Consider the following 22,970-nt stretch of genomic DNA (forward strand, 5'->3'; position numbering starts at 1 on the left):
TTCGACATAAGCATCTCGGAACATTCCCGTTGGTCGGAAGCCAATATGGTCCGCGAGTACTGTCTCGACCATCTCTCGCACCATCGCCCCCCAGTTAGGGAACTCCAATCTGCTTGGATAGGCGGCTTCGATGCCGTCTTCAATTGCTCGCTTCGCTATGCACGAGAGGCGTCCGTCAAATCCCAGTTTGGGAAATTCCGAAAACCCGGCACGATCGTCGTCAGCCAATTGATCGGTGAGGTCTTTCCTTGCCGACGATCTGCACGAGCTAATGCGGCGTCCGTGGCCGCTAAGGGAGCGATCCTTGAACGAGCTGCAACCGCGTGAGCTTGGCTTGGATTCGGATGCCGTGGCGCTCTGGATCGAGTTCTACAACGAGGTGGAAAGCCAATGCGGCAAGGATGGCCAGTTCGCCGATCTGTGCGGCTTTGGCGAAAAGGCTGGCGAAATTGCTTGCCGCCTGGCTGGAATCTTCGCGCTGATCGGCAATCCACTCGCTCAAGTGATCGGCGCTGACGTCATGCTTTCGGCCATCCGGCTGATGGAATGGTATCTCGCGGAAAACGTCCGCGTCCGTGGCTGGGCAGCGTCGGCGCGCATCATTGCCGACAAGCCGGGAAAGGCGGACGCTGCATACCGGTTCGATCAGGCGGCGCAAAAGCTTCTGGACTGGGCAAGGAAGCAGACAAGCGGGGCCGAATTCGAAACCACCCGCAAATTCCTCATGAAGTATGGACCTGTCGAGACGCGGCAAGCGGCGAACCTCGGCATCGCGCTGAACTGTCTCAGGGATGCCGGATACATCATCGATCCACCGGAACCGCCACCGGGACAGACGCGATCAAGGCGAATCAAATTCAACCTCCGGTAGGGCCGCAAGTGAAACTGCGGTTGCGGCCCCTGTTTTAGGCCTAAGTGATTGAAAATACGAGATAGACGCAAAGGGCCGCAAGGGCCGCAGACACTCATGCTAAAAATCGAATATCCCTAGTAATCTACTTCGGGATTCTTTCAATAAACTCAATATGTTACGTGAATATCTTCATGTACTGCATGAGGAAAAAGTGAGATCGAGAGAGAAGGACGCTTGCGGCCCTTTTTTCGGCGGCCCTACTCAATTCTCGTCATGTTCTAATGCCAAAGGATGGCCATAGGTCTGCGGATATGAGCAGCCGCACAAGACGCTCATACTCGGCGTCTAGCGTTTCGTGGCGGAAGCCTTGCTTGTGCTCGTACCAGCGCTGCCCATGACCACGATCATATGCCTTGTCCTTCAACCGCTCATTCTGTTGCTCGGCTGCTTGTTCCTTCGTGAAGTAGCCGATTGAGAGAAGCTTGATCTCGTGGGCTGCTTGCGAGCGGCCCGCTCTTTCAGCAAGCCATTCCCGAATCGCGGCGATCATTCTGGTTACCAAGGCTTCTGATCGGAACTATCTTCCGTGATGGTCACACGATAGACATTCGACGTCCGGTCGACCTTGTCCATGATTTCGCCAATGGTCATTGTTGGATCGACAGACCAAGTCTTTCGAGATGGCAGCATCCTGTAAACCTGCGAACCGTCTTCCGGGTTTAGGCCGTCCGGCTCGCGGTCGGCGATTTCCGCTGTGATGATGTAGCGTCGCGTCATAGCGATTCGTTCCCTAGTTGAGTCGCCTCAACCTACAAGAGCCTCCACCCCACGGCGAGGCCCCAAAGGGGAATCCACAACCGTTTCACGGCGGCATGGCCGGGGGGATGATCGAACGATTGCGACGGCAACCATCTGATCGGCGGCCCACTCAAACGACCACGTCCGCGTTTTTAATTTTGGCCCTTTACGCATTATTCCGCGCAAAAATCAGGTCTCTGCAACCGGCTTTGAACCTACACGAACCTCGCCTCACACGAGATGATCCAAGGTCAGTCTACGCCGTCACCTGCTTCGAGCCAGACTTCTCGATATGCTGGCGCAAATCCGACGTCGCAGCGAAACCTTTCGGCACGATCCAAGCCGCCCCAGGCTCGCTCGCCTCAATCACCGCTTCGATCCTTGGCCACCAATAAAGAATATGGGCTGCTTGGTATTGGCGGCGCGCGTTCGCCCATTCCGCAGGCAGGTAGATGCCTACAATGCCGAGGTCGGATATCTTCTCTATAAGCGTGGGTCGTTTCAGCATTGCACGGTCCGCAGACACAATTGCATTGCCGCCGACTTTGGCGAACGATTCGATCCAATCCTCGTCTTCAAGACTGCACAAATCGCTGCCGGTAACGTTGTCGAAGCGCCATCCTTTCCGAAGGGCGACCTCGCTGACCGCTCGAACTATCCTCGGGGAAAGGTGCTCGTCTCCGATGATGATCATGCGGCGAGGTCGAGCTCGTATTCGACCGCCTGTTCAACGGCTTCGCGCGGAATTTCGTACCAGTCAGCTACCGCGTCGTAATCCTGCTCCTCAGCCCGCCACAACCCAAACAATGCTGATGTAGGCACGCCATGCTGAGCGAGGATTGGGAGACCATGCGCGCGATGCGGATCCAATATGACATCCGGAAACGTCTCCGGATCGGGTCGCCAAGATTCTGGAAGATTGCTGGCCGGGTGAAATTCAATCCCCTTAGCAAGGAACTGTTCGATCACGTCGTACATGGCGTACTGGCCGGTGACGATGTCCCTTAGCTTGGTATCCTTGGTTTCCTCGGCAGTCAGATGAAAGATTCGCTTCCGATCCGTTACGAACTTAATGTTGGACAACGCAAATGGGTGTTGGTGGCCCAATTCGCTCCGTGCGGCAGCGGCGGCTTTCCTGATGCTTTGCAGACTGATCTTCTGTCGACGAAAATACTCAATGAACCGTATTTCCATCAAATCATAGAAACCGATTTCGTCCGTTCCGTTACGCAGCGGATATTGCCGCTCGATCACCGGCCCAGCGTCGCCGCCGTAACCGCGCAACCAGCCTCGTATTTTGAGTTCGTTGTCAATTTTCAATAGACGTGCGGCCTCGCTGACGGTGTAAAAGCCGCCTGCAAGTGGGCGCGTTCGGGAGAATGCGACGACGCTCATCTATTGATTCCACAGTTCACGATTGCAGCACAGCACTCTGCCTACCGATGCCACCTTGCGTCAATGGCAAAGGAAGCCAACTCCTGAGCCTTCGGAGACTGTAAGCCCGATGTGTGACTTTTGCGTCAACGCCCCGCGTAAATCATTTCGCATCCGAAACGAAAACGTTTATGATGGTCGTGCCGTTGAAGACGCGCCGGCCGCGAAGCGATGATCCCGCCGCCCTTCCACCGAACTGGAAGGGTTTTTCGATTCATGGACACGTTCGCGCGCCTAGAAAACGAAGTCGTCAACCAAAAAGCGCTGCAGATCGGCATCGAAAGGCGCTTGAGAAAACTCTCGCCTGCCTCGCCAATCCCTGCCGCCGAACCGCCACAGATGGCCATCGTACGCGCGATCCTCGCGAGAGTTCACCGGGCCGCGAGCGGCAATCGCGAACGCCTCGATCAGGTGATTGAGCGGCTGTTTCCCGTAGATGTCGGTCGCGACATTCACCGTTCCTTGGAAAGTCCGGGCGAGTTCCTTCGCACCCGCGCCGCCGTCGATCCGGCAATGACGACGGTTCCCGGCTGGGCTGCTGAACTCGTTCCCGGCGCAACTCTCTATAGCGGCGCGTTGCCGCTGCTCGCGGGCCGCTCTGTCTTCTCCCGGATAGCGGCTCGCGGGCTTGCCATCGAGCTTCCGCCTGGCGGCTCAATCCGGTTGCCGAACGCCGCGCCGACCGATCCGCCGCCGTCGCCATGGGTTGGCGTAGGCCAGCCAATCCCGGTCCGCTCCGGGCTGCTGTCGCTGACGACTCTCAGGTCGCATAAGGCGGCGGTGTTGAGCACCTTCAGCGAGGAAATCGCGGCGCACAGTGTCCCGACTGCCGAGTCGATCATCGCCGATATCCTGCAATCCGACATCGCCCGCTCGATCGATGCAACCCTGCTTGACGCGAACGCGGGTTCTCCGATCCGCCCGGCAGGTCTCTTGAACGGCGTTGCGCCACTCACGGCAGGTGCCGACGCGGCAGCTGATATCAAAGCCCTCGTTGCGGCGATCAGCGATCCCGCGCCGGTTGATTTCGTGATCATCGCGGCGACGCAACAGGCGGTCGCGCTGTCGCTGGCTTATCCGCAGCTCACGATTCCGGTTCTCGCCAGCGACGTGCTGCCGCCCGGCACCGTCATCGGCCTTGATGCGGCGGACTTCGTCTCATCGGTGGACCGCGACAGTTTCACCATTGCCGCCTCTACGGAAGCGGTTCTGCATGAGGAGTCCGCACCTGATCCGATTGTTGACGCTGGCACCACGGCAAGCCCGGTTCGCAGCCTTTGGCAAACCGACGTCGGCGTGAAGCTCCGGGAAATGCTCGGCTGGCTGATGCGCCGTCCGGGCCGTGTCGCAGTCATGGAGTCGGTCTCATGGTAGCGGGCGAATTTCGTGACGACGACGGCCTGACGCACGATGAATGGCTTGCGCGCAAGCAAGCCCAGAAGGCGGCGCAGCAACCGAAGCCGAAGCCAGCCGCGCCGCGCCTCGACCAGAACCACATCCTGCGGGCGGTTGGTCTCGCCATCGGTGAAGCCGAGCGCGAACTGCTCGAAAAGATCGATCAACTTCGCGACGGCATGAAACTCGATGCGAGGCGCGAATTCCGCCGCGCGCTCGCCGAGGAACGTGCCGTCGCCGACGCTCGACAGGCTGCGATGCGTAAAGAAATCGATGCCCTCAAAGACGAGATCGCGGCGCTGAAGAAGGGGAAGACGAAATGAAGGTATACGCTCCGAACGGCTTCGTTCATGAACCCCTTCCCGAAGCCATTGCGAGGCACCGGCACGCTTTCGAGGGTGGCAACGCCTTTGCGCTCTTGATCATGCCGGACGGCTCGAGCTTTTTCTGCCGGGAGGCTGGCGGCGAGGACATGAACGCTGAACATCTCGACTATCAGCAGACGATTGCCCGGCTCATCGAGATTTACGGTCTATCGGCCTTCAAAGGATCGTAACCAGCCATGGCGACACCGGAGGAAACACGTCTAGTCCTTCAGATCGAGGCGAACGTAAAAAGCCTCGAAAGGGCGATGAAGCAATCCGGCATCCTCGTCAAACAGGCAACGGATGCGGTGAATGACAATTTCCGCAAGGCCGGTGTAACGGTCGACAGGACCGCGAAGCAGATCGAAGGTTCTATGCGCAACGCCACGCGCAACCTGGGTTTTCAATTTCAGGACGTGGCAACTCAGCTCTTGAGCGGGCAAAGCCCCTTTACCGTCGCGGCGCAGCAGTCGTCACAGGCGGCCGCCGCAATGCAGGACTTGGGCCGCTCTGGCGGGCTGCTGAAGGGCGTTTTCGGCGCGCTGGGTTCCGTGATCAGCCCGCAGGCGCTTGGCATCTCAGCAGCGATCTTGGGCTTCGGCTACCTCACTCAGGCGGCGCGGGAATATTTCGAAGGCGCGTATGAAGGCTCTGCGGCTGATTCGGCATTCGCGGGCGATCTCGGCAAGGGAGTGACCGGAGGCGCGTAAGGCCTCGATCTCGGCGGCAAGGCGGACTTCTATAGAAGGTTCGCGCGGCATGCGGGGAATAATAGCAGATCCCTTTCGTATACCCTACCCTGACCACTTTTTCACATTTCGACCGCAATCGAAGTAACGTCATTTTTGCTAATTACATCAATATCGTGCGGACGACGGGGGTCGAACCCGTAAGCCTGGCAGACTGCCCAGACTTCATTTCACCTCGATGGCCAACGCCATCATTCAGGTATATGTCGTTTATGAAATCTTCGGTTTGAGTCCCGATGACGATCTCCGAGGCCTTGCGCGACCCCTCGGCGACACCGAACGCCAACGGAACCGTCAACCAGGTTGAAGCGCGCGCTTCGTACTTTGCACCTCCGCGGCCCCTTCCGCCCCCGCTGAGCTTTTGCGCAAGATAGGTGGCCTTATCTTTGTCAGTTGGTTGGGCAGGTATAATCGACCTCGGTCCGGGTTCCGGGCGGCTCTAAGGTGATTATGTAAAGACGACGTTAGCGGCTCAGGTCATCACACGGCTTGTGGGGCGAACCGAGGCAAAATTCGCGCTGTAGGCTACTGTTTTGAGACAGAGGCACGACGGGCTTTCCATCGCGCGGCGCTACGGAGAATTGATTTTAAACGCGTCCGCAGTGCCAGAAACTCCACTAGGTTCATCGTCTATCGGGGCAGGTCAGAGCGAGGGCCGCATTTCACCCGGTCTTGCGGCCTTTGAGTTCGCCAGCAAGTGATTTCCGCAAGGCATCCATGATGTTCACCACGTTGGAGGGGGCAGCCTCCTGCTTGCCCTTTGCCGACTTCTTCGCGGGCTTCATCGCCTTCTTCTTTTCGGCGATAAGCTGCAGAAGGCTCTCCTGGATCGGGTCGCTCACCATATCCGGGGACCAGCGCTTCGTTTTCTGCTTGATCAGCTTCTGGACCAGAGGAACCAACTCAGGATCGGCCTCGTCATCGATACCTTCGAAGTACTCTTCCTCCGGACGAACCTCGTCCCCGAAACGCAAGGACCAGAGGACGATGCCTTCATCACGCGGCTCGAGAATGACGGCTCGCTCGCGGCGACCGATCACGAGCTTCGACACGCCGACCACCTTGTCGGATTTCATGGCATCCCGTATGACCGCGAAGGCCTCGTTTCCGACGGCGTCGTCGGGCATGAGATAGTGAGGCTTCTCGAGGTAAACCCACTCGATGCTGTCAGCCGGAACGAACTTTTCGATGTCGATCGTCTTCACGGTGTCGAGCGCGACGGCGTCGAGGTCCTTATCGGTCAAGAGAACGTAGTCGTTTTCACCGCGCGGATAACCCTTCACGTCGTCGTCGTCCTTCACCGGCTTTCCGGTGACAGAGTCAATGTACTGGGAGACGACGCGGTTGCCGGTTTCCTTGTTCAACGTATGGAAGCGCACCTTTTCGGCTTCGGAAGTCGCCGGCGTCATGGCTACCGGGCAGGTGACGAGTGAAAGCTTGAGATATCCTTTCCAGTAGGAACGGGGGGCCATTTCAACCTCCTTCAGCCTGCTTTGCGTTGCGGGCTCGCTCGCGAGGACGTTGCCTTACTGGCGGCTCCGCGCGCTGCGGTCTTTCGTCCCGTGCCCTTGTTGGCATTGGCGGCCGTGCGCCTGGGCTTGTCAGAGCCCTTCGTCATCTTGGCGCTTTCCCTGAGAGCCGCCAGAAGATCGTTCGGCTTGGAGACCTCCACCTTCTTGCGCTTCGGGAGCGCCTTTCCTTCGAGCTTCGCCTTCACGAGGTCAGCAAGGGCTGCCTCATATCTGTCATCGAAAGACGCGGGATCGAACTCGCCTTTCTTTGTGGAAATGATGTGTTTTGCCAGATCGAGCATTTCGCCCTCGATCTTGATCCTGGGCATATCCTCGAACGCTTTCTTGGAAGACCGAACCTCATAGTCATAGTTCAGCGTGGTCGCGATCAGGCCTTTCCCATGTGAACGGATCAAAACTGTGCGCATGCGCCTGAAAAGCACAGTCCGCGCGATGGCGGCGACCTTGGACTTCTGCATCGCTTCCCTTAGGGCAACAAAGGCATCTGAACCCATCTTGTCCGGGGTCAAATAGTATGGCTTGTCGAAATAGACGTCGTCGACATCGGAGCAGGGGATGAAAGCCTCGACCTCTAGCGTCTTGTTGCTCTCAGGGATGGCCGCGGCCACCTCCTCGGGATCGATAAGAATGTACTGCCCGTTCTCGATCTCGAAGCCCTTTGTCTGGGCTTCCTTCGGGACCGTCTTCTCGGTCTCGCTGTCTACAAACACGCGGTTGACCCGGTTTCCCGTCGCCTTATTGACGGTGTTGAAGGTGATCCGATCTGAGGTCGAGGCGGCGGTATAAAGCGCTACACCGAATGTGACTTCGCCGAATTTCACGAACCCTTTCCACTGGGCGCGGTGGGTTGCCATGACGAGTACTCCTTACCGAAAACGTTTCGCGAATCAATCGTTACGCACCTGATTCGTTCCATTCGAAAAGAACTTAGTTTTCAGCGCTTTGAATCAGTTGCATAAATTACTTCCGCAAGGTGAGGACGCCGTAAGACGCTATAAGAACGTCGGCTCGCGAGCATTGAAAAAGGCCCCCGGCATTCGCTTACGCGAGGCCGAACAGGAGGACGGATTGACGCTACTCTAGCGCGACGCGACAATCACGCTACACTCTGAAGCTACAGGCTTGGAGGGGAACTCATGCTGGCCGAGTATGACCATCTGGATGGCATCGCATTGGCAGAGCTCGTGAAGGAAGGGGAAGTTTCAGCCCTCGAGCTGGTCGAGGCCGCAATCGCACGGATTGAGACCCGAAATCCGGTACTCAACGCCGTCGTCCTGAACATATATGATCAGGCCCGCAGCGCGGCGCTCGACGTGGATTTCAGTGCTCCCTTCGCAGGCGTACCGTTTCTCATGAAGGACCTGCTCTCGACGGTAGCGGGTGTACCCACGTCCCACGGCAATCGCCTTTGGGCAAAGCTGCCCGCCAGCGGCGATTCTGAAATCGTAAAGCGCTGGAAGAGGGCGGGGCTCATCATTCTCGGCAAGACGAACACGCCTGAGTTCGGTTTGACCCCATACACAGAATCCGAAACCTTCGGCCCCGCTCGGAATCCGTGGGACCTGGAGCGTACACCGGGCGGCTCTAGCGGCGGCTCGGCAGCGGCCGTTGCCGCCTGCATGGTGCCACTCGCCTCCGGCGGGGACGGAGGCGGTTCTATCCGTATACCCGCATCTGCTTGCGGGGTGTTCGGCTTGAAACCGACCCGCGGCCGCACGCCGTTCGGGCCATACATTGGAGAACCTTGGGCTGGTTTTGCGGTCGAGCATGTGCTCTCTCGCTCCGTGCGCGACTCCGCCGCGCTGCTCGACGTCGTGCAGGGGGCCGATGTCGGCGCACCGCATTTTCTGCCACGTTCCTCGGGCTCATTCCTGGACGTCGTCAGTGCCCCGGGCAGGAAACTGCGCGTCGCGGTTTCCGCTGCGCCGATGCTCGGAGGAACAGTGGAGCCACAGGTCCTGGCTGCCTTCACTGACGCGGCCAAACTGTTGGCAGACCTCGGTCACGAGGTCGTCGAGGCAGCGCCGAAAATAGACGCGGAGCAGTTCTCCTTGTCGTTTCTCACGGTGCTCGCAGCGGAAATGCGGGTGGACATGGAAGACGCGGCGCAGGCGGCCGGTGTTTCGATAAAGGTCGAGGATTTCGACGCTTCAACGATCGGAATGGGCCTTCTTGGGCAAACGTTCTCCGCAGGCGAACTTGCCGCGGCTCTGCGCTACCTCAAGCTGGCGGCCCGCGGTGTCATGTCCTTCTTCGAATCCCACGATGTCCTTATGACGCCAGTGCTTTCGAGGGTTCCCCCGCCGATCGGCGCACTGCAGCCATCCTCCCAGGAGAAGTCCATCATCCGCGCGATCGGTCGCGCCAGGGTGGGGTGGTTGTTAAGAAAGCTTGGAATCGCGGAGCGCCTTGCCGCGGAGACATTCAGCTTCATGCCCTGGACGCCGGTTTTCAACGTGACCGGACAGCCCGCCATGTCCGTGCCACTGTTCTGGACGGACAATGGATTGCCCATCGGCACCCACTTTGTCGGCCGCTTCGGCGACGAGGTGACCCTGTTCGAACTCGCTGGTGAACTTGAAAGGGCGCGGCCCTGGTTGCACCGCAAGCCGCCTCTGTGTCTTCCGGTAAGGCGGCGTTGAGAGTGAGGCACTCAGCATAAGAGGAACCTTTGGTGCTGCCCGCAAGGCTCTGTCGCGGTGAAGACCTCACCCCGACGTTCAGCCTGATGCTTCCGCCGGTGGGAGCAAGCAGTCTCAGCGTCGCGACGCCACCGTGATCGTCGGGGGCGGTTGTCTTCTCGGCCTAGCCGAATGCAGGGTCTCAAAAGTGGCGATGGCGCGTGAAGCCCCAGAAGAGCCAGCGCCGATATTGGAAAGGGTTAGACAAGGCGTAATCCTCCTGCGCCACAAATTTCACTAGCCTCTCCACCCATTCCTCGTTCTGCACGGAAGTTGGGTTTTTCAAGCCTTTGAATCCGTTCCATAAATTAATTACGTACCGTGAGAACTCCGGAAGACGCTATAAGCACGCAGGTACGGATTGAAAAGGGCCCCGGCATTCGCGTAGGCGGGGCCTAGCCGGAGGACAATCGACAATACTCTGGCGCGACGCGACATTAACGCGACGCTCTGAGCCTACGGGCGGCCAATGTGCGCCGTTTCACTTGAAAGGTTTAGGCGGTGCAGGGCCAGTGGCGGAGCCAGGCTTCGGCTTTCTTGCAAAGTCGTAGCTGCTCCTGAATATGGCCGGCACGAACGATCGAGTTTCACTCTGCGAGCTGAATCCGGCCCGGCTGAAAGACGGCCCCCCGATGCCTGGAACCAACGTTCCGTCAAGGGAAAGTTGGTGGTCCGTTCGGTGGCTTAAAAAGATCAAGCCTTCGCGATATCTTTCGGGCAGGATGCCTCTCAAATGAGGTGCAGCGTCAATATGAGAGACGAGGGAAAGCACCACGATCTTTTTGTAGTCGTTGGGACCCATGTCAAAGAAAATATGGGCAAGAATTGACTGCAGTTCAGTGACCGTACCGACCGACTGCGCCATCACCAAGAGTAGAGGCATATCTGCCGCCCCTTTCTCGGATAACGCCATTGAGATCATGGTGTTATCTACAGATCCTTCGACCAAAACCTTCGAAATCGGCCAGAGGCAGGAGAGGGCAATGACATGTTCTCTCCGGAGAAGCTCGACCGAAGGTTCCAAGAGCAATTGGTAATCCGCGGCGGTGGAAACCGCATGAATGCCATTGTAAGGGAATGCACCACCATCAAGTGCCCTTTCGACCAGATTTTCTCCCAACTGTTTCACGGCCTCGGCATAGATGTCGAAAGGGGTGTTCGGGTCCGAAAGGTTTTTCAGAGCCTCGGCAATCATTCCCCCTTCTCCACTTCCTCGTAGTTTTCGAACCACATCATTATCTCGCCCGTCGAGACCAAATCCCGACCTGTAAACCAGCTATCGAATTCATCCAGCATTCTTACCGTGCAAGGAACAACGCAGAACCAGTCGCTAGTGTGAATGTCGCGCCTGAGGGTTACCCCATGTTGGTCTGCGAGGTCTGGGAAGATTTCGTAGTACTCGAGGCACGAGAAAAAAGAGTGGAGACGGATATCGTCATTGACCATCCCGGAAGAGCAAAAGCGTGTCTGATTCACGAGCTCCATGAACAGCTCGTGGACGGAATAATCCCGTTTCACTAACCACTTTGCGATGATGTGGTCATATAGAGTAAGCCAAACGTCACTTCTGTGACTTCCGGTGAGCCATTTCATTGCATCCTGTAGCTCTTTATCGTCTGGCAACATCGCCAGCAGACCCGTGGCGAACGGAAAGACCCACAACTCGCACCTGACTTCGTGTTCGTCGATCCATGTCCTCGTAGATTTCGCAAATTCGGGCGTTACAACGAGAAAATAAGAGGCTTCGGCATTGTGCAGTTCGTCAAGCGTTTGTTGGATGTCGAAGTCATCTTTCACCAGCGGCTTTTCGCTGACGGAACCGGACTTAAACTGAAAATAAGATATGTTTTCACCTCTCCGCGTCATCGCGTCGTCAACGAGACATTCGAGACCTTCGGATACATCGTAGGGATCAGTGCCCTCCGCGTCTAAGGCAAACCACTCGTAGGCCATATCGATGATCATGCGGCTGATGAACATGATCTCGTACGTCCGACCGTTGGCGAAATTATTGCCGCCTATCCACTTCGCACGGAAGCGCTCCAAGAGCGAGTGGCCGCCCAGTTCGAAAACTAGATTCCTGTCGTAGAGATTCGTGCGGGGCATATTGTCCAATCGCTTTTTAAACGAGTCGTGCCACGATCTTTGTCACGCGATTGGTTGGGAACCTCTTAAACTCTAAGGCGAGGCCCAGCCAACGCTCGGCGGCTGGAAAAGGCGGAGGTCCAGCTGCATGGAACAACCCGTGCTGCTTGACCGACTAAGCTGCCCGCAGTGTGACTGCAGCTCCCCTGATGACTGATTCCAAATCAACGGGGTCGCGATGCCGCCGCCGAAGAAGATTCAAGTTCACCAAGATCCCTGCATTTTGGCCGTTCTTAACCAATTGCTCGCACACAAAGTCCCGCTTAAATGCTATCCCAAAATAGGCGTGATCGCGCGTATCTTTCCAGGTGGGATCGATCACTTGGCCGTCGCGATCGACAAGCCATGCATGCTGCACGGGGAAAAGGAGTTCAGGCTCGAGTGCGTACCCCTCCGCATACCATACGTCGTCCCGCACAGCCGCGTAAGCCGTCGCGTTATTGAAACAATCGCGAGCTTGGCCGATGCGCAACCATGTCGGACTCTTGGCAGTCGGTCGAAACGCTCTTCCATATCTAATGACCGCGATCGACGGACCGAAACTTCGCTCGAGTTCTGCAAGCTCCTCGACGTGACGCTTGATCTCTTCGACAAGTTCTTCATGCATATCCATTAGCTGTTTCCAATGCATTGGGTGTTTATTCGACGCTTACGACCCGCGCCGCACTCGCGAGCACCGCATTGCCTTGCGGCTCACTCGACCGATGCCGCCGCGGCCTGCACGTCGATAGATTCAACTAGCAGCACGGCGCCGCGGTGGTCGGTGCATGTTTCGAGGAAATCCGTGCTGCCATTCGGGTGGATGTGCACGGCGGACAGTCGCCCGGTAACATATGCCCCGGTATCTATTCCAATCCGGTGTCTAGCTCTTTCACAGTGCCTAGATGGCGTTACGGTGTGGCCGTGAACCACGGTCTTTTCGAAGTTTTCTGTCGATGAAAGGAAAGGCTCGCCGATCCACATCATGTCACGTCTCGATTGCTCTGCTAACGGGACGCCGGGAGCGAGGCCAGCATGGACCAAAATATGATGCTCGAGCTCAACATAACTGGCGGCACTCCGTAGAAGGGTTAGATGCTGGGCAGGAAAATCTCTCTCCAGACCGGATACGGAAAAGTCGTCCGGATCGAAGCCATAAGACAGCAAGGTCGCCCCGCCGCCCATGTTATCAATCCAGTGATCTAGCGCCATGCTGGCTTGATCGCCCGAGAGCTCGTCCAAAATCCGGATGGGAAACCAGTCGTGGTTTCCTAGAACAAGTGAAGAGCCGGGTTTAGACGACATGGTCTCCCGGACGATCTCCAAGGCCCGCTTGCTGGCGGGGCCGCGGTCGATCACGTCACCCAAAAAGACTACCGCATGGTCGATCTGCATGTCGTCTGCACGTTGGTCGATAGCTTTCAGAAGCGTCTCGAGCAGATCCGCGCGTCCGTGGATGTCGCCGATCGCGAATACGTGTTGCGAATTCAAAGTGGTTCTCCTGTCGACCGGCTGGTCGGAAAGGGACCTATACGCAAAAGCCTTAGCGATCGGTTGAGATGCCCCGGCGGCATCGTCAATGACGCGGGCCCGCCTGTATCCTTCGGCCAACATGGACTTCCTTTTGGAGATCCGGGACCGCGTTCGGATCGGCGGCGTAGGCTAAGCTCAACTCTAGCCGATCCAAAATCTGCCCAACCAGGTCATCCTCACAAACCGCAGGATCGCCCGACAACTTGTCTATGCCAGCGCGAAACGGCCGGGCAGCGGATGCAAAGCCAGACGCAAGGCGTGTCTGAGCTTTGAGCAGGTCGCCGGCGGTGGCCGTTCCTAGATCTCGTTCGGCTTGGCCGCAGACCACGGTAAACCGATAGCCCGGTTCACCTTTTTCTTCGGTATGGATGAAGTAGGCCCCGTCGACATAAGTGTCCTCGCCGAACAGCATGATGTCGGCGTCTTTGCCAAAGTGAACGTAAAAGACGTCCGGCAGCCTCAAGGCGGGCAGTGCTGACAGCCGAATGTCCTCCGCGCCGGCCAGCGGAGCCATAATCGATGACATGTCAAAAATCTGGCGGCCCCCGGAGACCCATTTGGCGTGGGTGTCGATCAACCGACGGTACTCGTGCATCCTCGCTTCGAGTTCATTGTCGTCAATGCCTGCGTACTCAGTTGCGATGACGGCCGCTGCGTCAGGAAGAGCGGTGATCCGCGCCACGCGTCTAGTAAGAGCGTCGGCGACTGCAGAAAACCGATACGGATGATAGTGGTAGTACGACGACATGGATTGATCCCTTGATAAGTACCGTTGTTATCCGGCGGATCGACGCAAGTCACCAGAACGGGAGGCTTGGCGGGGGCAACTGCAGGTCAAGTATGGCGACGAGTGACGGCGGCCAGCCAGACATGGCCCGCCGATGGCCGTTAGTCTATCGATTGGATCTGCCGTTAGGACAATGATCAGATCTGCGTTGTAGATCGGATGCGTTCATCAAGGACGGATAGCGTGATCAGTCACTACGATACCATTTTTAAACTCATAATGAATGATCCTCGCAGTCGGTTCGTGTCGCTCTTGACTGGGATGGAACAAGGTAAAAGCCTCTCAAACGATGCCGGGTGGTATACGGCTCGCACAGTCGACTATATATCCAGGATATCCGAAACGAATTTTGTCCACATCGAAATCCAGACGAACGTCGACAAAACAATGCATTGGAGAATGGCCAATTACTTTACACTCCTGAACCATAAACTTCATAGATGGGAGGATGACAATGTTCACATAAGCCAGTTTTTGGTTTATATCGGGGCGGACTCGAACTCCATGTTGAAAACCCATCCCAAGTTTGGTTTTCCCTACCAGTACAAAACAATCGAGTTGTCGAAGTGCAAGGTCGGCCAGCTAGCAACTTCGAGCTTTTATGGCGACCGAATTCTTGGTTTGCTTATGGCCGACGTGACGCAAGGCGATTGGCAAAATACGTTCGATGAAATTTGCACCTTGCGTAGCGAGCCGCATAAGCTTGAAGCGCTATTTTTTATCCTTCATCTATCGGCTTTGAGGGGAATGCAAGAGATGATCGAAGATGCGATCCTGGAAATGGGGATGTATGAGGCGCTGAAATCCACGCCCCTCACCGCGCGTGCATCGGAGGAAAACTCGATCGGCACAATCATTGAGTTGCTTTCGGACTTTTTCGTCGAGGCGGGGCACCATCCGCTCAACGATGAAGAGTGCGATGTACTGCGAGGGCTCGACCTTCCAAGGGTCAAGAATGTCTACAAGGCCATCACCAGAACCGGCGCCCGTCGCTCGGCAATCTTCGCAGCCACAATGATCGAACAGGAAAAAAACAGCGACCGGGAAAACAAGAACGGAATGTAGGGCTTTAGTTGAGTAACTTATTGCACCTTGCAGTGCATACGGGGCGAAAGCGTAGGAAAGGCTTCTCGCAACAATGACGCGCCAGGAGGCCGGTCGTTGCGAACCAGTGAACACATTCGCGGCCGACGAGCTAGACTGTGGTGGCTGGGCCCGCTTCGGCGCAGCCTCTTGTCACATAGCCCTTGTTCCGGAAGCGGAGATGCAAATTCACGATTGCAGCGCTTTGAATTGCATAGTCGCGAATCCGCTGTCTCGATTATCCAATTGTGGTCGAACGGCAAGGCAGGAACTTCGTCAACCGGAACCAGCGTCAGCCCGTTCTTCCTCCCTTGTCGCCAACTTGAATAGGGGATCCGCACAAAATACCCGACGCTAATTGACGCGCCCGCGCGAGCCGACCCGATTTTGCCCCTCGCCGGAAAACGTGAACAGCTGCTTCGAAGTAGATATCCTCAATCCCCGTGCTGCCGCACAGGGTACGGTCAACGACCACGTCTAAGGCAAAATCTCGGCTGCCGTCCAGGAGAGTCAGAGTGGTGTCTTCGTTTGCACCGGCGCCAGCGCCAGCGCTGCATTCAAACGTTCGTCTTCGAAAGTCAGGAGGACCGTGTCTACACTTTCACTTCGCCGGACGAGGTCATCCAATTTTCAGACGGTTGCACACAAAATGAACCGGACGGGACGTCGGGCCCCCCTGTGGCCATGCGCGGATATATTCTACTCTCTCGGGAAGCGCAGGGCCGCGTTCGGTTTCTCCGCGTCATTGCGCTCGCTTACGAAAGCGATAACATGCGACACGTATGGGGTAGGGAGTATCGGGTTTGCGTTCGCTCATCTTGGGATTGGCCCTCGTCGCGCTGTCCGTCGCTGGCGCGCGGGCCGATATCTCACTGTCGCGCATCAACTCACAGAACGGACCGCCCATCATCTTGGTGGAAGGGACTTTCGCCTACTCGGACGATCCCGCCGCACTTGCCCGCGAAGTCGCGGCGACGGGCGCTCGCCTGATCTCCTTCAACAGCAGTGGCGGAAACATTGTCGCGGCCATGGCATATGGTCGGATGATCCGGTCGTTGGGGCTGAGCACGATTCAGCCGAGAGCGACGGAATGCGCATCTGCCTGCGCCTTGGCGTTCGTTGGCGGAGTGGCAAGGGTGGCGGACCCCGGAGCCATTGGTGTCCATCAATCGTCGTTCGCTCCAGACAGCACATTGAGCGGACACGAGGCAGTCGCCGCCGTCCAGCAGCTCACTGCGCAGATCATCGCCTACCTCATTGAGATGGGCGTCGACCCGGCTCTCTTACAACTCAGCCTGTCCATTCCCGCCAACGATATGCGCTATCTCACCTCTAGCGAGATGGCTGTCTACAAGATTACGTATGGCCCGGCAGCCGTGGTTCCGTCTGTCTCGGTGGCCGAAAACCCGGCCGAAACACCCTCGGATCGGGAGACGGCAAAGTCCCTGGAAGGAAGGGCGCTCTCCGTCATGGCGAAGTATCATGACGCATGGTCACGCTCGAATAACGAAGCTTTGGCCGCCATGGAAGAACTCTACGATGGCACCGTCGTGTTCTATGGGAAGCCGACATCCAGGGAGGACGTTCTAGCCGAAAAGCGGAAGTTCGCCGAGCGTTGGCCGTTACGCGCCTACAGCGTGCTGCAGGGTTCCGAACTTGTCGAGTGCACTGCCCAATGTACCGTCAGCGGCGTCGTCGAGTGGTTTGCCGAAAGCCCTGCCCGCAGCCGCATGTCGTCCGGGTCTGCAGAGTTCACCCTCGTTTGGGACCCGTCGTCGAACAAGATCGTCTCTGAAAGCGGAAAGGTTATCGCTACGGACCGGGGAGTGTCAGAACCAGTACGGATACTCGCCCAATGGCGGGGCCAGGCCGCAAAGTGCCGTGACGAGCTGTCCAACCCGGCTATCACTTCCGGCGCTTGCGACCGAAGCGGGGCGATCGCGTCGAAACTTACGATGGTTCACTGGTGCCAAGATTTGTCGGCGGCGATGAGATGGCGACGCTGCCGCAGCACCGAGATGGCAAGCATTGACCCCGCTGTCGTCGAACCGGTTATGCCGAAAGGAGTGCTGCAACTCGATCCGTCCGCCTATCCGGCTGCCTCGAAGTACTCCGGCAAGACAAAGCTTCCCGATTTCAAAGGGCGGGACAGGGACTTCAACCAGTTCAGAACGCGCATTCGCGAGGGAATGCGCGAGGGGCCGAATTTCGCGGGTCGATACTCCCTCATTCAGATTGGGTGCGGGACAGGCTGTTCGTTCGCCATCGTCGGCGATAACAAGACGGGAAAACCGTCGAGGTTCCCCCGGGGTGACGACCCCATCTCCATGCTCACGCTGAAGTTCCGTCTGGACAGCCGCCTCCTGGTAGCCCAGTGGGGACTATACGACCAAAACCGATGCTTCATGGAGTATTTTGACTTCGACGGGACGACATGGACGACGCTCAAGAAGCAGGAGATCGGGACGATGGATGTCTGCTACAAGGAAATTTCGGACAATCTGCGTTGACCAATGGAAGGCTTTTCAGGAGCCTTGGGAAGCTGGTCCGCCTCGCGAAGTGTACTTCTCTCGGTATACCTCCATGTAATCGCTGTCCTGACAAATGCATCGAGCCAGGTGATCCTTCTTGCGGCGCTCTGTGATTAAACCACTCGGCATTTTGCGCAGAAGATTAAGCTTGGCAGTAATCCAATCCGGCGAATTGGCTGTCGCCGCCCGCTTAACGATTTCTCCGGCCAGCATGACGCCCGCCATCGCCGACTGGAAGGCCATCGGCACCTCGACGAGTACCCGCTTGCTCCCAGCCGTGAGCTCGAAGACTACGCCGCCGCAGATTGCACCCTGGTAAAGGTCTCGCAATGGCTTGCCGACAAAGGGGAGCAACGGCTCAACGGGAACCGTCAGCCGGTTGGCGATTTCGCCCATCAACTCCGCTGTAACGGGGGCGCCGTTGTGAAGCATGGGCCGCACAATATCCATCTTTCGGTCCTCAAGGCCCAGCGCTTCTGCAATGACTTGGTCCTCGTCGGGCACCGCTCCGTTCGGCAAATAGAGGCACGCAAGGCACGCCATCTCCCCCTGGAAGCCGTGATGCGAAACCCCAAGATCTCCGCGCTGGGTCCAGGAGTTAATAGTCCAGCGAGGCAGCGCGCCCTGGACGGCGACACGATCCGCCGCCGTATCGAGTGCGATAGCGACGTGCTCCATAGAGCGTATTGCTGGTATCGTTTGCCACCTGACATTATGCCCGGTAACGACAAGGTCGGTTTGAGAATTCAAGTATCTCAGGGCAAGTTTCACCTTGCTGCGACTGATATCCTTTTCAAGTGCCAGCACGTATCGCTGAAGGTTACCCTGATCGACCGGCTCCGCGTCAACCACCTCCAAACGCCCTCGCAAGTTGGGAACGCGAGAAAGCGCCCACACTGCCCCGTTGCCGATCGCCCCCAAGCCAAGAAGGAACAAATCGTCGAGCGTCACCGTGTCGGCAAGCGGTGGGTTCGCGCGTGAGCCGGGCGCATAGTCAAACAAGGAGAATATGACGTCCTTGTCCACCGCGGCGCCATTAATCTGCGCACTGAATATGTGCCTAAATAAGTTCGCCGCGGCAATGCAAGCGGCACCACCCGCGCCGAGTGTATTGCTACTGCCACCTGTCCCTACGGGACGCTCGGCGGAGAACATCGCTAGCCAACCGTCAGACCCCAGGAAGAACGTGGGGCAGGACACGTCGGGAGTCGTCGAGCCGACAACGAGACAATGTGAAAGGACCGTTGCCCTTCGGCGCGCGATTGAGATGTTTTTATTTATGCACCGAGCCAGTGAGCCCAAACTCTTCGCGAGCTCTCTTGCTTCATCTCCGGTAGGCAAGAAGCAGATGGTGGGGTAGAGACGCGCAAGCAACCTGATTAGGAGATCGAGTGACGCTCTGCCCTCTGTCGAGCATGCCTGCTGATCGAATGCGATCCCGATAACAAGGCCGTTAAGCAGTCCCTCAAAATGTTTGGCGTCGAAGCCTTGGAGGACTTGCGATGCCGCCGTAGCTGCACGACTGAAGTAGTTCGCTAGTGCCATTTTTTAGTCCACGATTTCGATGAGACGACCGACAGCTTGCCGGGGGATCTCTACCCACTTGCCCGCTCTGTTGAGTCGATAGACAGCGGTCTGCAAAAGGTCGGCGGGGCCTCGGGCAAAATCCGGTACGACCAGCGAAAGCGAGCCGACAGTCGTTGCCAGCGCGTTTTCGTCGTCCGTATCGGAGTGATAAGCGTCGGTGGGGTGACTGTGAATTTGCGCGAGGATTCGTAGGCCGTTTTCGAAAAGCCACATGTTCAGGCGGTGCAATTCGGTGCCGTCAACATAGACGCCGACACCTGCGGCGGACCTAATGAGACGCTGTTGCGGGATGAGTGCTCGCTGGACGTTCGCGGTTTCGTCGGCTACGTGCCCGACCCATAGTCCTAGCCCTTCATATCCCGAACGGCCCACGTCTGCCAGATGCGCATGCACCTGGTCGACTGCCGCCCGCGGTACGATGAAGCGCTGAACGGCAGCGAGTCCGCTCACCTTGGAAGGGCTGCTGCGTTCAGTTGAAAGCCCTGGAAGCTCATCTGCTGTATCTGGTAACTCATCGTCTGAATGGGCTTGATGCCGCTGGCCCAGATGTGTTCGAGAATAAAGTTTAAGGAACCCTCGCCAAAGGGACGATGCAAAAGCCATGAGTCACCTGTATGCGCTGGGTGGTTGTGATATTCTCTGACTCCCGGCAAACACAGAAAAGGGATCTCGTCGGGGCCGTGAGACTGGAGTAGCGGTTGAACAGGTAGGCTCTGTTGTTGTTTCAGAAGCTCAGCGATGGTCTCGTCCGATGCACCTTCGAAGCCAATCAGCCGCATCAAATGGAAGCCGAGGCTCTTCATCGGTAGCGCTTCGCTGGTTGCGGGATCAACGAATGTTACGGACGGCGGCACCAGGTCATAGTTGGTGAAGTCAAGGCGCGCCGCGCACACTAGCGGTTTGGGCGGCACCTTCAAGGCGGCAAACAGTACCAGGACCGTGGGAAACGTGGCTTCCAGGAGGAACCAACCGCGCTTGCGGTACGTGCTTTCAAGCGCTCGGTACTGTGCCACTTCCCGGTCAAATTTGCGTCGAGAAACCGCCTCGTCGACGAACTGACCTTCGCTCAACCTGCAGCACCAGCCTTGAGACTAAGAAACAGGGTCTGTCCTCCTGTAATTCCAAGGTCCTCTATCTTTTTGCTCGGGTCGAAAACCGTCCCGTCCTCATTCTTGAGTTCCCAGTTTTCAGCGGGCTGCCCGACATTGCCTGAAACTTCCAGCGCTTTGGCGATGGCAGTTTGAAGCGGCGCATTTACGTTGGCTTCGACAGAGACCGGTTCGCCATTCACAACGAAGGTCAGGGAAATCTTGTTCTTTGATCCGGTTGCTTTGCCGGCGGTTTCTGAAGCAGCCTTGGGAGTCTTTGTCATGCAGAGATCCATCAATTAGGTGATTCGCATCTATCTACAGTTTTAAGTTTAGCTAGAACAAGGGCGAGGTAAACCGCTAGTGCTCTAGTTTCCATTTTTTAGAGCAATTTGTAGGGCGCGCAACTGGGTGGCCGGTCCCATAGCAGTCCGCCGTAATTTATCCGGTGTCCTTTTCCGGACGAGCGGTGCGGCCGTTTCGCGCGCTGCCGAACCAGTATCGCGACGCCAACGACCGTGGAAGAGCGCAATGTCATCTCCACCGACGACTTTGCCACCAAACGGTTGCTTTTTGTCATGGTGTGCGGGCCGGGGTTCGTGACGAAACGCGGCCGTGACGAAGTTCTAACCGTAGTCGCCGATGCTGAGCATCGGATTAGAAAGGAGCGAACAACCCAGCGGGTTGTTCCGAAGTTGCCTCGGGCCTGACATACAAGCGGGAATACAATTCTCGCAGGTTGATCGTCAGCGGGTGATCCAGTTTGAGCAGGCTGCCCTTGCCGTGCTCTTTTTCATACTCGCGGCCCGGAGCAATGCGGGCTTTGATGGCTAGATGCAGCCTTTAGCGCATTGTCCCCTCGCTCCAAATCAGCTCCTCGTGCAGCTGAATGTGAATTGCCAACTGGGCTATTCGAGTATGCCGAACCCATCGTTCACAAAGAGTAGGGCACCCGGGGATGCCGCCCTAAAGAACGCGGAAATCGAGAAATGCGCTGCGACTTTGCTGGATTGTAGGGGAAACAAAAGGCAGCGCAAGGTCGCTTGGGTTCCGTCGATCGGCAGTGTCCCCGATCTCAGTAACTTCCCGAGATTGACAAGATAGAAGGATAACCTCACCTAGATTTGGATATCCTTCTGACGTGGACACACCTTGTGAATGTTGAGATTGAGCAGTTGGTCTGGTCGAAGGATGCGCAGCAAACGGCACTCGTCACGAAATTCCGAAATTATGTGGCAAATGCCACAACTGTCGTCATTTGCCATGGAGGGCCTCCTTCGTCCCCCTACTGGCAAATAAGCGTTATTTTCCAATAACGTTCCTATGCGGGCATCGAAGAGACTGACGACAATGCTCATTAGTCTCGCACGAAGGTCTCGCATTTCATGTCTACTACAAATCGGCGGGCCAATGATAAGAGGCTGATCGAGGAGTTTGACAAGCAAAACCCGTATCGCCCTTGTTGCATTGTCCGCCAAGGCTGCTGGTAGATTTGAGAAGAGCTCCTGAACGGAGTGTGGAGCGACGTTACTCCCCAAAGCGCTGGCGACCAGCATTTCTCGCATGTCCTCGGCGCACTTTATGTCCTCTGGTGCACACCCGTTGGGTTGCAGAGCGTCATGCAATATTCTCACAATCAATCTCGACAGCAGGGGCGAGGTAAATGGGTGATCACGTGGACCCTGACAGATCACTGGTCTTCTCCGATAACGCATAATTATATGCTGGGAGCACTATCGACCGGCGCAAGGGGACTTTTCAAAATGCCCCCGCCCGCGCCGTTCAGATGAATTGGCGGTCGCAGTCGCGGCCAAGTTCCCAGGCTTGGCGAAGTTTCTTAGAACGGCGTGAATGCACCCCCATTCGCAAACGATGAAGCTTAATGGAGAGCCGACCCGGTGGGCGCACGGTTAAGGTCAGGGAAAGGCCCAATTACATGGGCGATCGAGAACAATATTCGAGCTAGCATGGCATACTTAGGCGCTGATGCCGTGAGGGCAGGATCGCCCTGGAAATCAACAAATTCTTCGGTTTCGCGGTTCAGGTGGGCGACAATGATTTCGGATTGCGCAGTAAGAGCGTTGCCAACGGTTCCGCTTCGGGAAACCTCGTTGCATACAAAGCGAACCACGACCGCGCTAAAATCCGAACCAGTTTCAAGATATGCGCCTTCGATTACGCGGTTGTTCTCGGAAAGGGCGAGGGCGGCTTCGGAACCGAAATGTACGTACAGGGGGCTCAGAGCGGCCAAGGGTGAAATCCTGGGCAACTCGATCACCTTGGAAATCGCAGGGCAAAGTCACTATAGCGCGGCGATCAGGATGAGGTGCGCCAGGACAAGCTGGCGCGTTCCAGCCGGTGAAAGTCCGGCTCGGGTAAGGGGTAGCTCCCGCCCGATAGTGAGTGTTGCGGCGTGGGCGGTGACGACCA

At 57.1% G+C, this 22,970-nt stretch carries 24 protein-coding genes; 8 read left to right on the forward strand and 16 right to left on the reverse strand.

Going from position 1 to position 22,970, the window contains the following annotated elements:
* Nucleotides 1-235: 235 nt before the first annotated feature.
* The gene (locus tag IB277_RS14735) at nt 236-871 is read left to right on the forward strand and encodes a DUF3987 domain-containing protein (protein ID WP_192494851.1); all 636 of its coding nucleotides are present in this window, start codon (nt 236-238) and stop codon (nt 869-871) included.
* 253 nt (nt 872-1,124) lie between these two features.
* Here the strand turns inward: IB277_RS14735 and IB277_RS14740 are convergent, their stop codons facing one another.
* The 4 genes from IB277_RS14740 to IB277_RS14755 form a co-directional block, all read right to left on the reverse strand.
* Nucleotides 1,125-1,403 (reverse strand): hypothetical protein, encoded by a 279-nt coding sequence (locus IB277_RS14740; RefSeq protein ID WP_192371265.1) that lies wholly within the window; start codon nt 1,401-1,403, stop codon nt 1,125-1,127.
* A 5-nt stretch (nt 1,404-1,408) separates the two neighbouring features.
* A complete protein-coding gene (locus IB277_RS14745) occupies nt 1,409-1,630 on the reverse strand; it encodes a hypothetical protein (protein WP_192371266.1) in 222 nt (73 codons plus the stop codon).
* Between the two features lie 277 nt (nt 1,631-1,907).
* Nucleotides 1,908-2,345: a hypothetical protein gene (locus IB277_RS14750; RefSeq protein WP_192371267.1), complete on the reverse strand. Its 438-nt coding sequence runs from the start codon at nt 2,343-2,345 to the stop codon at nt 1,908-1,910.
* Nucleotides 2,342-3,046 (reverse strand): DUF433 domain-containing protein, encoded by a 705-nt coding sequence (locus IB277_RS14755; protein WP_192371268.1) that lies wholly within the window; start codon nt 3,044-3,046, stop codon nt 2,342-2,344. The genes IB277_RS14750 and IB277_RS14755 overlap by 4 nt, the downstream gene beginning before the upstream one ends.
* Before the next feature lie 210 nt (nt 3,047-3,256).
* Between IB277_RS14755 and IB277_RS14760 the strand changes: the two genes are divergently transcribed.
* The 4 genes from IB277_RS14760 to IB277_RS14775 are packed head-to-tail and all read left to right on the forward strand — an operon-like array spanning nt 3,257 to nt 5,555.
* On the forward strand, nt 3,257-4,459 hold the full coding sequence (locus IB277_RS14760; protein WP_192371269.1) for a phage major capsid protein: 1,203 nt from the start codon (nt 3,257-3,259) through the stop codon (nt 4,457-4,459).
* Nucleotides 4,453-4,803, forward strand: coding sequence for a hypothetical protein (locus tag IB277_RS14765; protein ID WP_192371270.1), 351 nt, complete (start codon nt 4,453-4,455; stop codon nt 4,801-4,803). The genes IB277_RS14760 and IB277_RS14765 overlap by 7 nt, the downstream gene beginning before the upstream one ends.
* Nucleotides 4,800-5,036 carry a hypothetical protein gene (locus IB277_RS14770; protein WP_192371271.1) on the forward strand — a complete coding sequence of 79 codons (237 nt, stop codon included), beginning with the start codon at nt 4,800-4,802 and terminating at the stop codon, nt 5,034-5,036. The genes IB277_RS14765 and IB277_RS14770 overlap by 4 nt, the downstream gene beginning before the upstream one ends.
* Before the next feature lie 6 nt (nt 5,037-5,042).
* Nucleotides 5,043-5,555 (forward strand): phage tail length tape measure family protein, encoded by a 513-nt coding sequence (locus IB277_RS14775; RefSeq protein ID WP_192371272.1) that lies wholly within the window; start codon nt 5,043-5,045, stop codon nt 5,553-5,555.
* Nucleotides 5,556-6,256: 701 nt separating this feature from the next.
* Here IB277_RS14775 and IB277_RS14780 read toward each other — a convergent pair.
* Both IB277_RS14780 and IB277_RS14785 read right to left on the reverse strand, forming a co-directional pair.
* Nucleotides 6,257-7,066 carry a Ku protein gene (locus IB277_RS14780; protein ID WP_192371273.1) on the reverse strand — a complete coding sequence of 270 codons (810 nt, stop codon included), beginning with the start codon at nt 7,064-7,066 and terminating at the stop codon, nt 6,257-6,259.
* A gap of 11 nt (nt 7,067-7,077) precedes the next feature.
* The gene (locus IB277_RS14785; protein ID WP_192371274.1) at nt 7,078-7,980 is read right to left on the reverse strand and encodes a Ku protein; all 903 of its coding nucleotides are present in this window, start codon (nt 7,978-7,980) and stop codon (nt 7,078-7,080) included.
* Nucleotides 7,981-8,262: 282 nt separating this feature from the next.
* Between IB277_RS14785 and IB277_RS14790 the strand changes: the two genes are divergently transcribed.
* On the forward strand, nt 8,263-9,768 hold the full coding sequence (locus IB277_RS14790; protein WP_192371275.1) for an amidase: 1,506 nt from the start codon (nt 8,263-8,265) through the stop codon (nt 9,766-9,768).
* A gap of 520 nt (nt 9,769-10,288) precedes the next feature.
* Here the strand turns inward: IB277_RS14790 and IB277_RS14795 are convergent.
* The 5 genes from IB277_RS14795 to IB277_RS14815 form a co-directional block, all read right to left on the reverse strand.
* A complete protein-coding gene (locus tag IB277_RS14795) occupies nt 10,289-11,002 on the reverse strand; it encodes a hypothetical protein (protein WP_192371276.1) in 714 nt (237 codons plus the stop codon).
* Nucleotides 10,999-11,922, reverse strand: coding sequence for a hypothetical protein (locus IB277_RS14800; protein WP_210339612.1), 924 nt, complete (start codon nt 11,920-11,922; stop codon nt 10,999-11,001). The genes IB277_RS14795 and IB277_RS14800 overlap by 4 nt, the downstream gene beginning before the upstream one ends.
* Nucleotides 11,923-12,067: 145 nt before the next feature.
* Nucleotides 12,068-12,565: a hypothetical protein gene (locus IB277_RS14805; protein ID WP_192371278.1), complete on the reverse strand. Its 498-nt coding sequence runs from the start codon at nt 12,563-12,565 to the stop codon at nt 12,068-12,070.
* An 80-nt stretch (nt 12,566-12,645) separates the two neighbouring features.
* The gene (locus IB277_RS14810; RefSeq protein WP_192371279.1) at nt 12,646-13,422 is read right to left on the reverse strand and encodes a metallophosphoesterase; all 777 of its coding nucleotides are present in this window, start codon (nt 13,420-13,422) and stop codon (nt 12,646-12,648) included.
* An 85-nt stretch (nt 13,423-13,507) separates the two neighbouring features.
* Nucleotides 13,508-14,212: a hypothetical protein gene (locus IB277_RS14815; protein ID WP_192371280.1), complete on the reverse strand. Its 705-nt coding sequence runs from the start codon at nt 14,210-14,212 to the stop codon at nt 13,508-13,510.
* 222 nt (nt 14,213-14,434) lie between these two features.
* Between IB277_RS14815 and IB277_RS14820 the strand changes: the two genes are divergently transcribed.
* Together IB277_RS14820 and IB277_RS14825 are read left to right on the forward strand one after the other, a co-directional pair.
* Nucleotides 14,435-15,316, forward strand: coding sequence for a hypothetical protein (locus IB277_RS14820; protein ID WP_192371281.1), 882 nt, complete (start codon nt 14,435-14,437; stop codon nt 15,314-15,316).
* An 821-nt stretch (nt 15,317-16,137) separates the two neighbouring features.
* Nucleotides 16,138-17,844 carry a hypothetical protein gene (locus IB277_RS14825; RefSeq protein WP_246805936.1) on the forward strand — a complete coding sequence of 569 codons (1,707 nt, stop codon included), beginning with the start codon at nt 16,138-16,140 and terminating at the stop codon, nt 17,842-17,844.
* Nucleotides 17,845-17,859: 15 nt separating this feature from the next.
* On the opposite strand, the gene IB277_RS14830 is transcribed toward IB277_RS14825, so the two are convergent.
* The 5 genes from IB277_RS14830 to IB277_RS14845 all read right to left on the reverse strand — a co-directional run bounded on the left by IB277_RS14830 (nt 17,860) and on the right by IB277_RS14845 (nt 22,791).
* Nucleotides 17,860-19,410, reverse strand: a complete 1,551-nt coding sequence (locus IB277_RS14830) for an E2 ligase fold family C protein (protein WP_192371282.1) — start codon at nt 19,408-19,410, stop codon at nt 17,860-17,862.
* A gap of 3 nt (nt 19,411-19,413) precedes the next feature.
* Entirely contained in the window at nt 19,414-19,902 is a 489-nt protein-coding gene (locus IB277_RS14835; protein ID WP_309140331.1) for a Mov34/MPN/PAD-1 family protein, read from the reverse strand.
* Entirely contained in the window at nt 19,899-20,522 is a 624-nt protein-coding gene (locus IB277_RS38070) for a putative metal-binding protein (RefSeq protein WP_246805935.1), read from the reverse strand. Before IB277_RS38070 ends, IB277_RS14835 begins: the two co-directional genes overlap by 4 nt.
* On the reverse strand, nt 20,519-20,824 hold the full coding sequence (locus tag IB277_RS14840) for a DUF2604 domain-containing protein (RefSeq protein WP_192371284.1): 306 nt from the start codon (nt 20,822-20,824) through the stop codon (nt 20,519-20,521). The genes IB277_RS38070 and IB277_RS14840 overlap by 4 nt, the downstream gene beginning before the upstream one ends.
* 1,595 nt (nt 20,825-22,419) lie before the next feature.
* Entirely contained in the window at nt 22,420-22,791 is a 372-nt protein-coding gene (locus tag IB277_RS14845; RefSeq protein WP_192371285.1) for a hypothetical protein, read from the reverse strand.
* Between the last annotated feature and the right edge of the window lie 179 nt (nt 22,792-22,970).

Origin of the sequence: Ensifer sp. ENS07 (assembly GCF_014852185.1) — a bacterium.
Taxonomy (GTDB): domain Bacteria; phylum Pseudomonadota; class Alphaproteobacteria; order Rhizobiales; family Rhizobiaceae; genus Ensifer; species Ensifer adhaerens.

What these genes read in the sequence shown, in the direction of transcription:
- IB277_RS14790 (WP_192371275.1), top strand. Translation starts at nt 8,263, where the DNA reads ATGCTGGCCGAGTATGACCATCTGGATGGCATCGCATTGGCAGAGCTC.
- IB277_RS14750 (WP_192371267.1), bottom strand. Translation starts at nt 2,345, where the DNA reads ATGATCATCATCGGAGACGAGCACCTTTCCCCGAGGATAGTTCGAGCG.
- IB277_RS14840 (WP_192371284.1), bottom strand. Translation starts at nt 20,824, where the DNA reads ATGACAAAGACTCCCAAGGCTGCTTCAGAAACCGCCGGCAAAGCAACC.
- IB277_RS14745 (WP_192371266.1), bottom strand. Translation starts at nt 1,630, where the DNA reads ATGACGCGACGCTACATCATCACAGCGGAAATCGCCGACCGCGAGCCG.
- IB277_RS14795 (WP_192371276.1), bottom strand. Translation starts at nt 11,002, where the DNA reads ATGATTGCCGAGGCTCTGAAAAACCTTTCGGACCCGAACACCCCTTTC.
- IB277_RS14785 (WP_192371274.1), bottom strand. Translation starts at nt 7,980, where the DNA reads ATGGCAACCCACCGCGCCCAGTGGAAAGGGTTCGTGAAATTCGGCGAA.
- IB277_RS14780 (WP_192371273.1), bottom strand. Translation starts at nt 7,066, where the DNA reads ATGGCCCCCCGTTCCTACTGGAAAGGATATCTCAAGCTTTCACTCGTC.
- IB277_RS14775 (WP_192371272.1), top strand. Translation starts at nt 5,043, where the DNA reads ATGGCGACACCGGAGGAAACACGTCTAGTCCTTCAGATCGAGGCGAAC.
- IB277_RS14765 (WP_192371270.1), top strand. Translation starts at nt 4,453, where the DNA reads ATGGTAGCGGGCGAATTTCGTGACGACGACGGCCTGACGCACGATGAA.
- IB277_RS14770 (WP_192371271.1), top strand. Translation starts at nt 4,800, where the DNA reads ATGAAGGTATACGCTCCGAACGGCTTCGTTCATGAACCCCTTCCCGAA.
- IB277_RS14755 (WP_192371268.1), bottom strand. Translation starts at nt 3,046, where the DNA reads ATGAGCGTCGTCGCATTCTCCCGAACGCGCCCACTTGCAGGCGGCTTT.
- IB277_RS14740 (WP_192371265.1), bottom strand. Translation starts at nt 1,403, where the DNA reads ATGATCGCCGCGATTCGGGAATGGCTTGCTGAAAGAGCGGGCCGCTCG.
- IB277_RS14830 (WP_192371282.1), bottom strand. Translation starts at nt 19,410, where the DNA reads ATGGCACTAGCGAACTACTTCAGTCGTGCAGCTACGGCGGCATCGCAA.
- IB277_RS14805 (WP_192371278.1), bottom strand. Translation starts at nt 12,565, where the DNA reads ATGGATATGCATGAAGAACTTGTCGAAGAGATCAAGCGTCACGTCGAG.
- IB277_RS14760 (WP_192371269.1), top strand. Translation starts at nt 3,257, where the DNA reads ATGATCCCGCCGCCCTTCCACCGAACTGGAAGGGTTTTTCGATTCATG.
- IB277_RS14815 (WP_192371280.1), bottom strand. Translation starts at nt 14,212, where the DNA reads ATGTCGTCGTACTACCACTATCATCCGTATCGGTTTTCTGCAGTCGCC.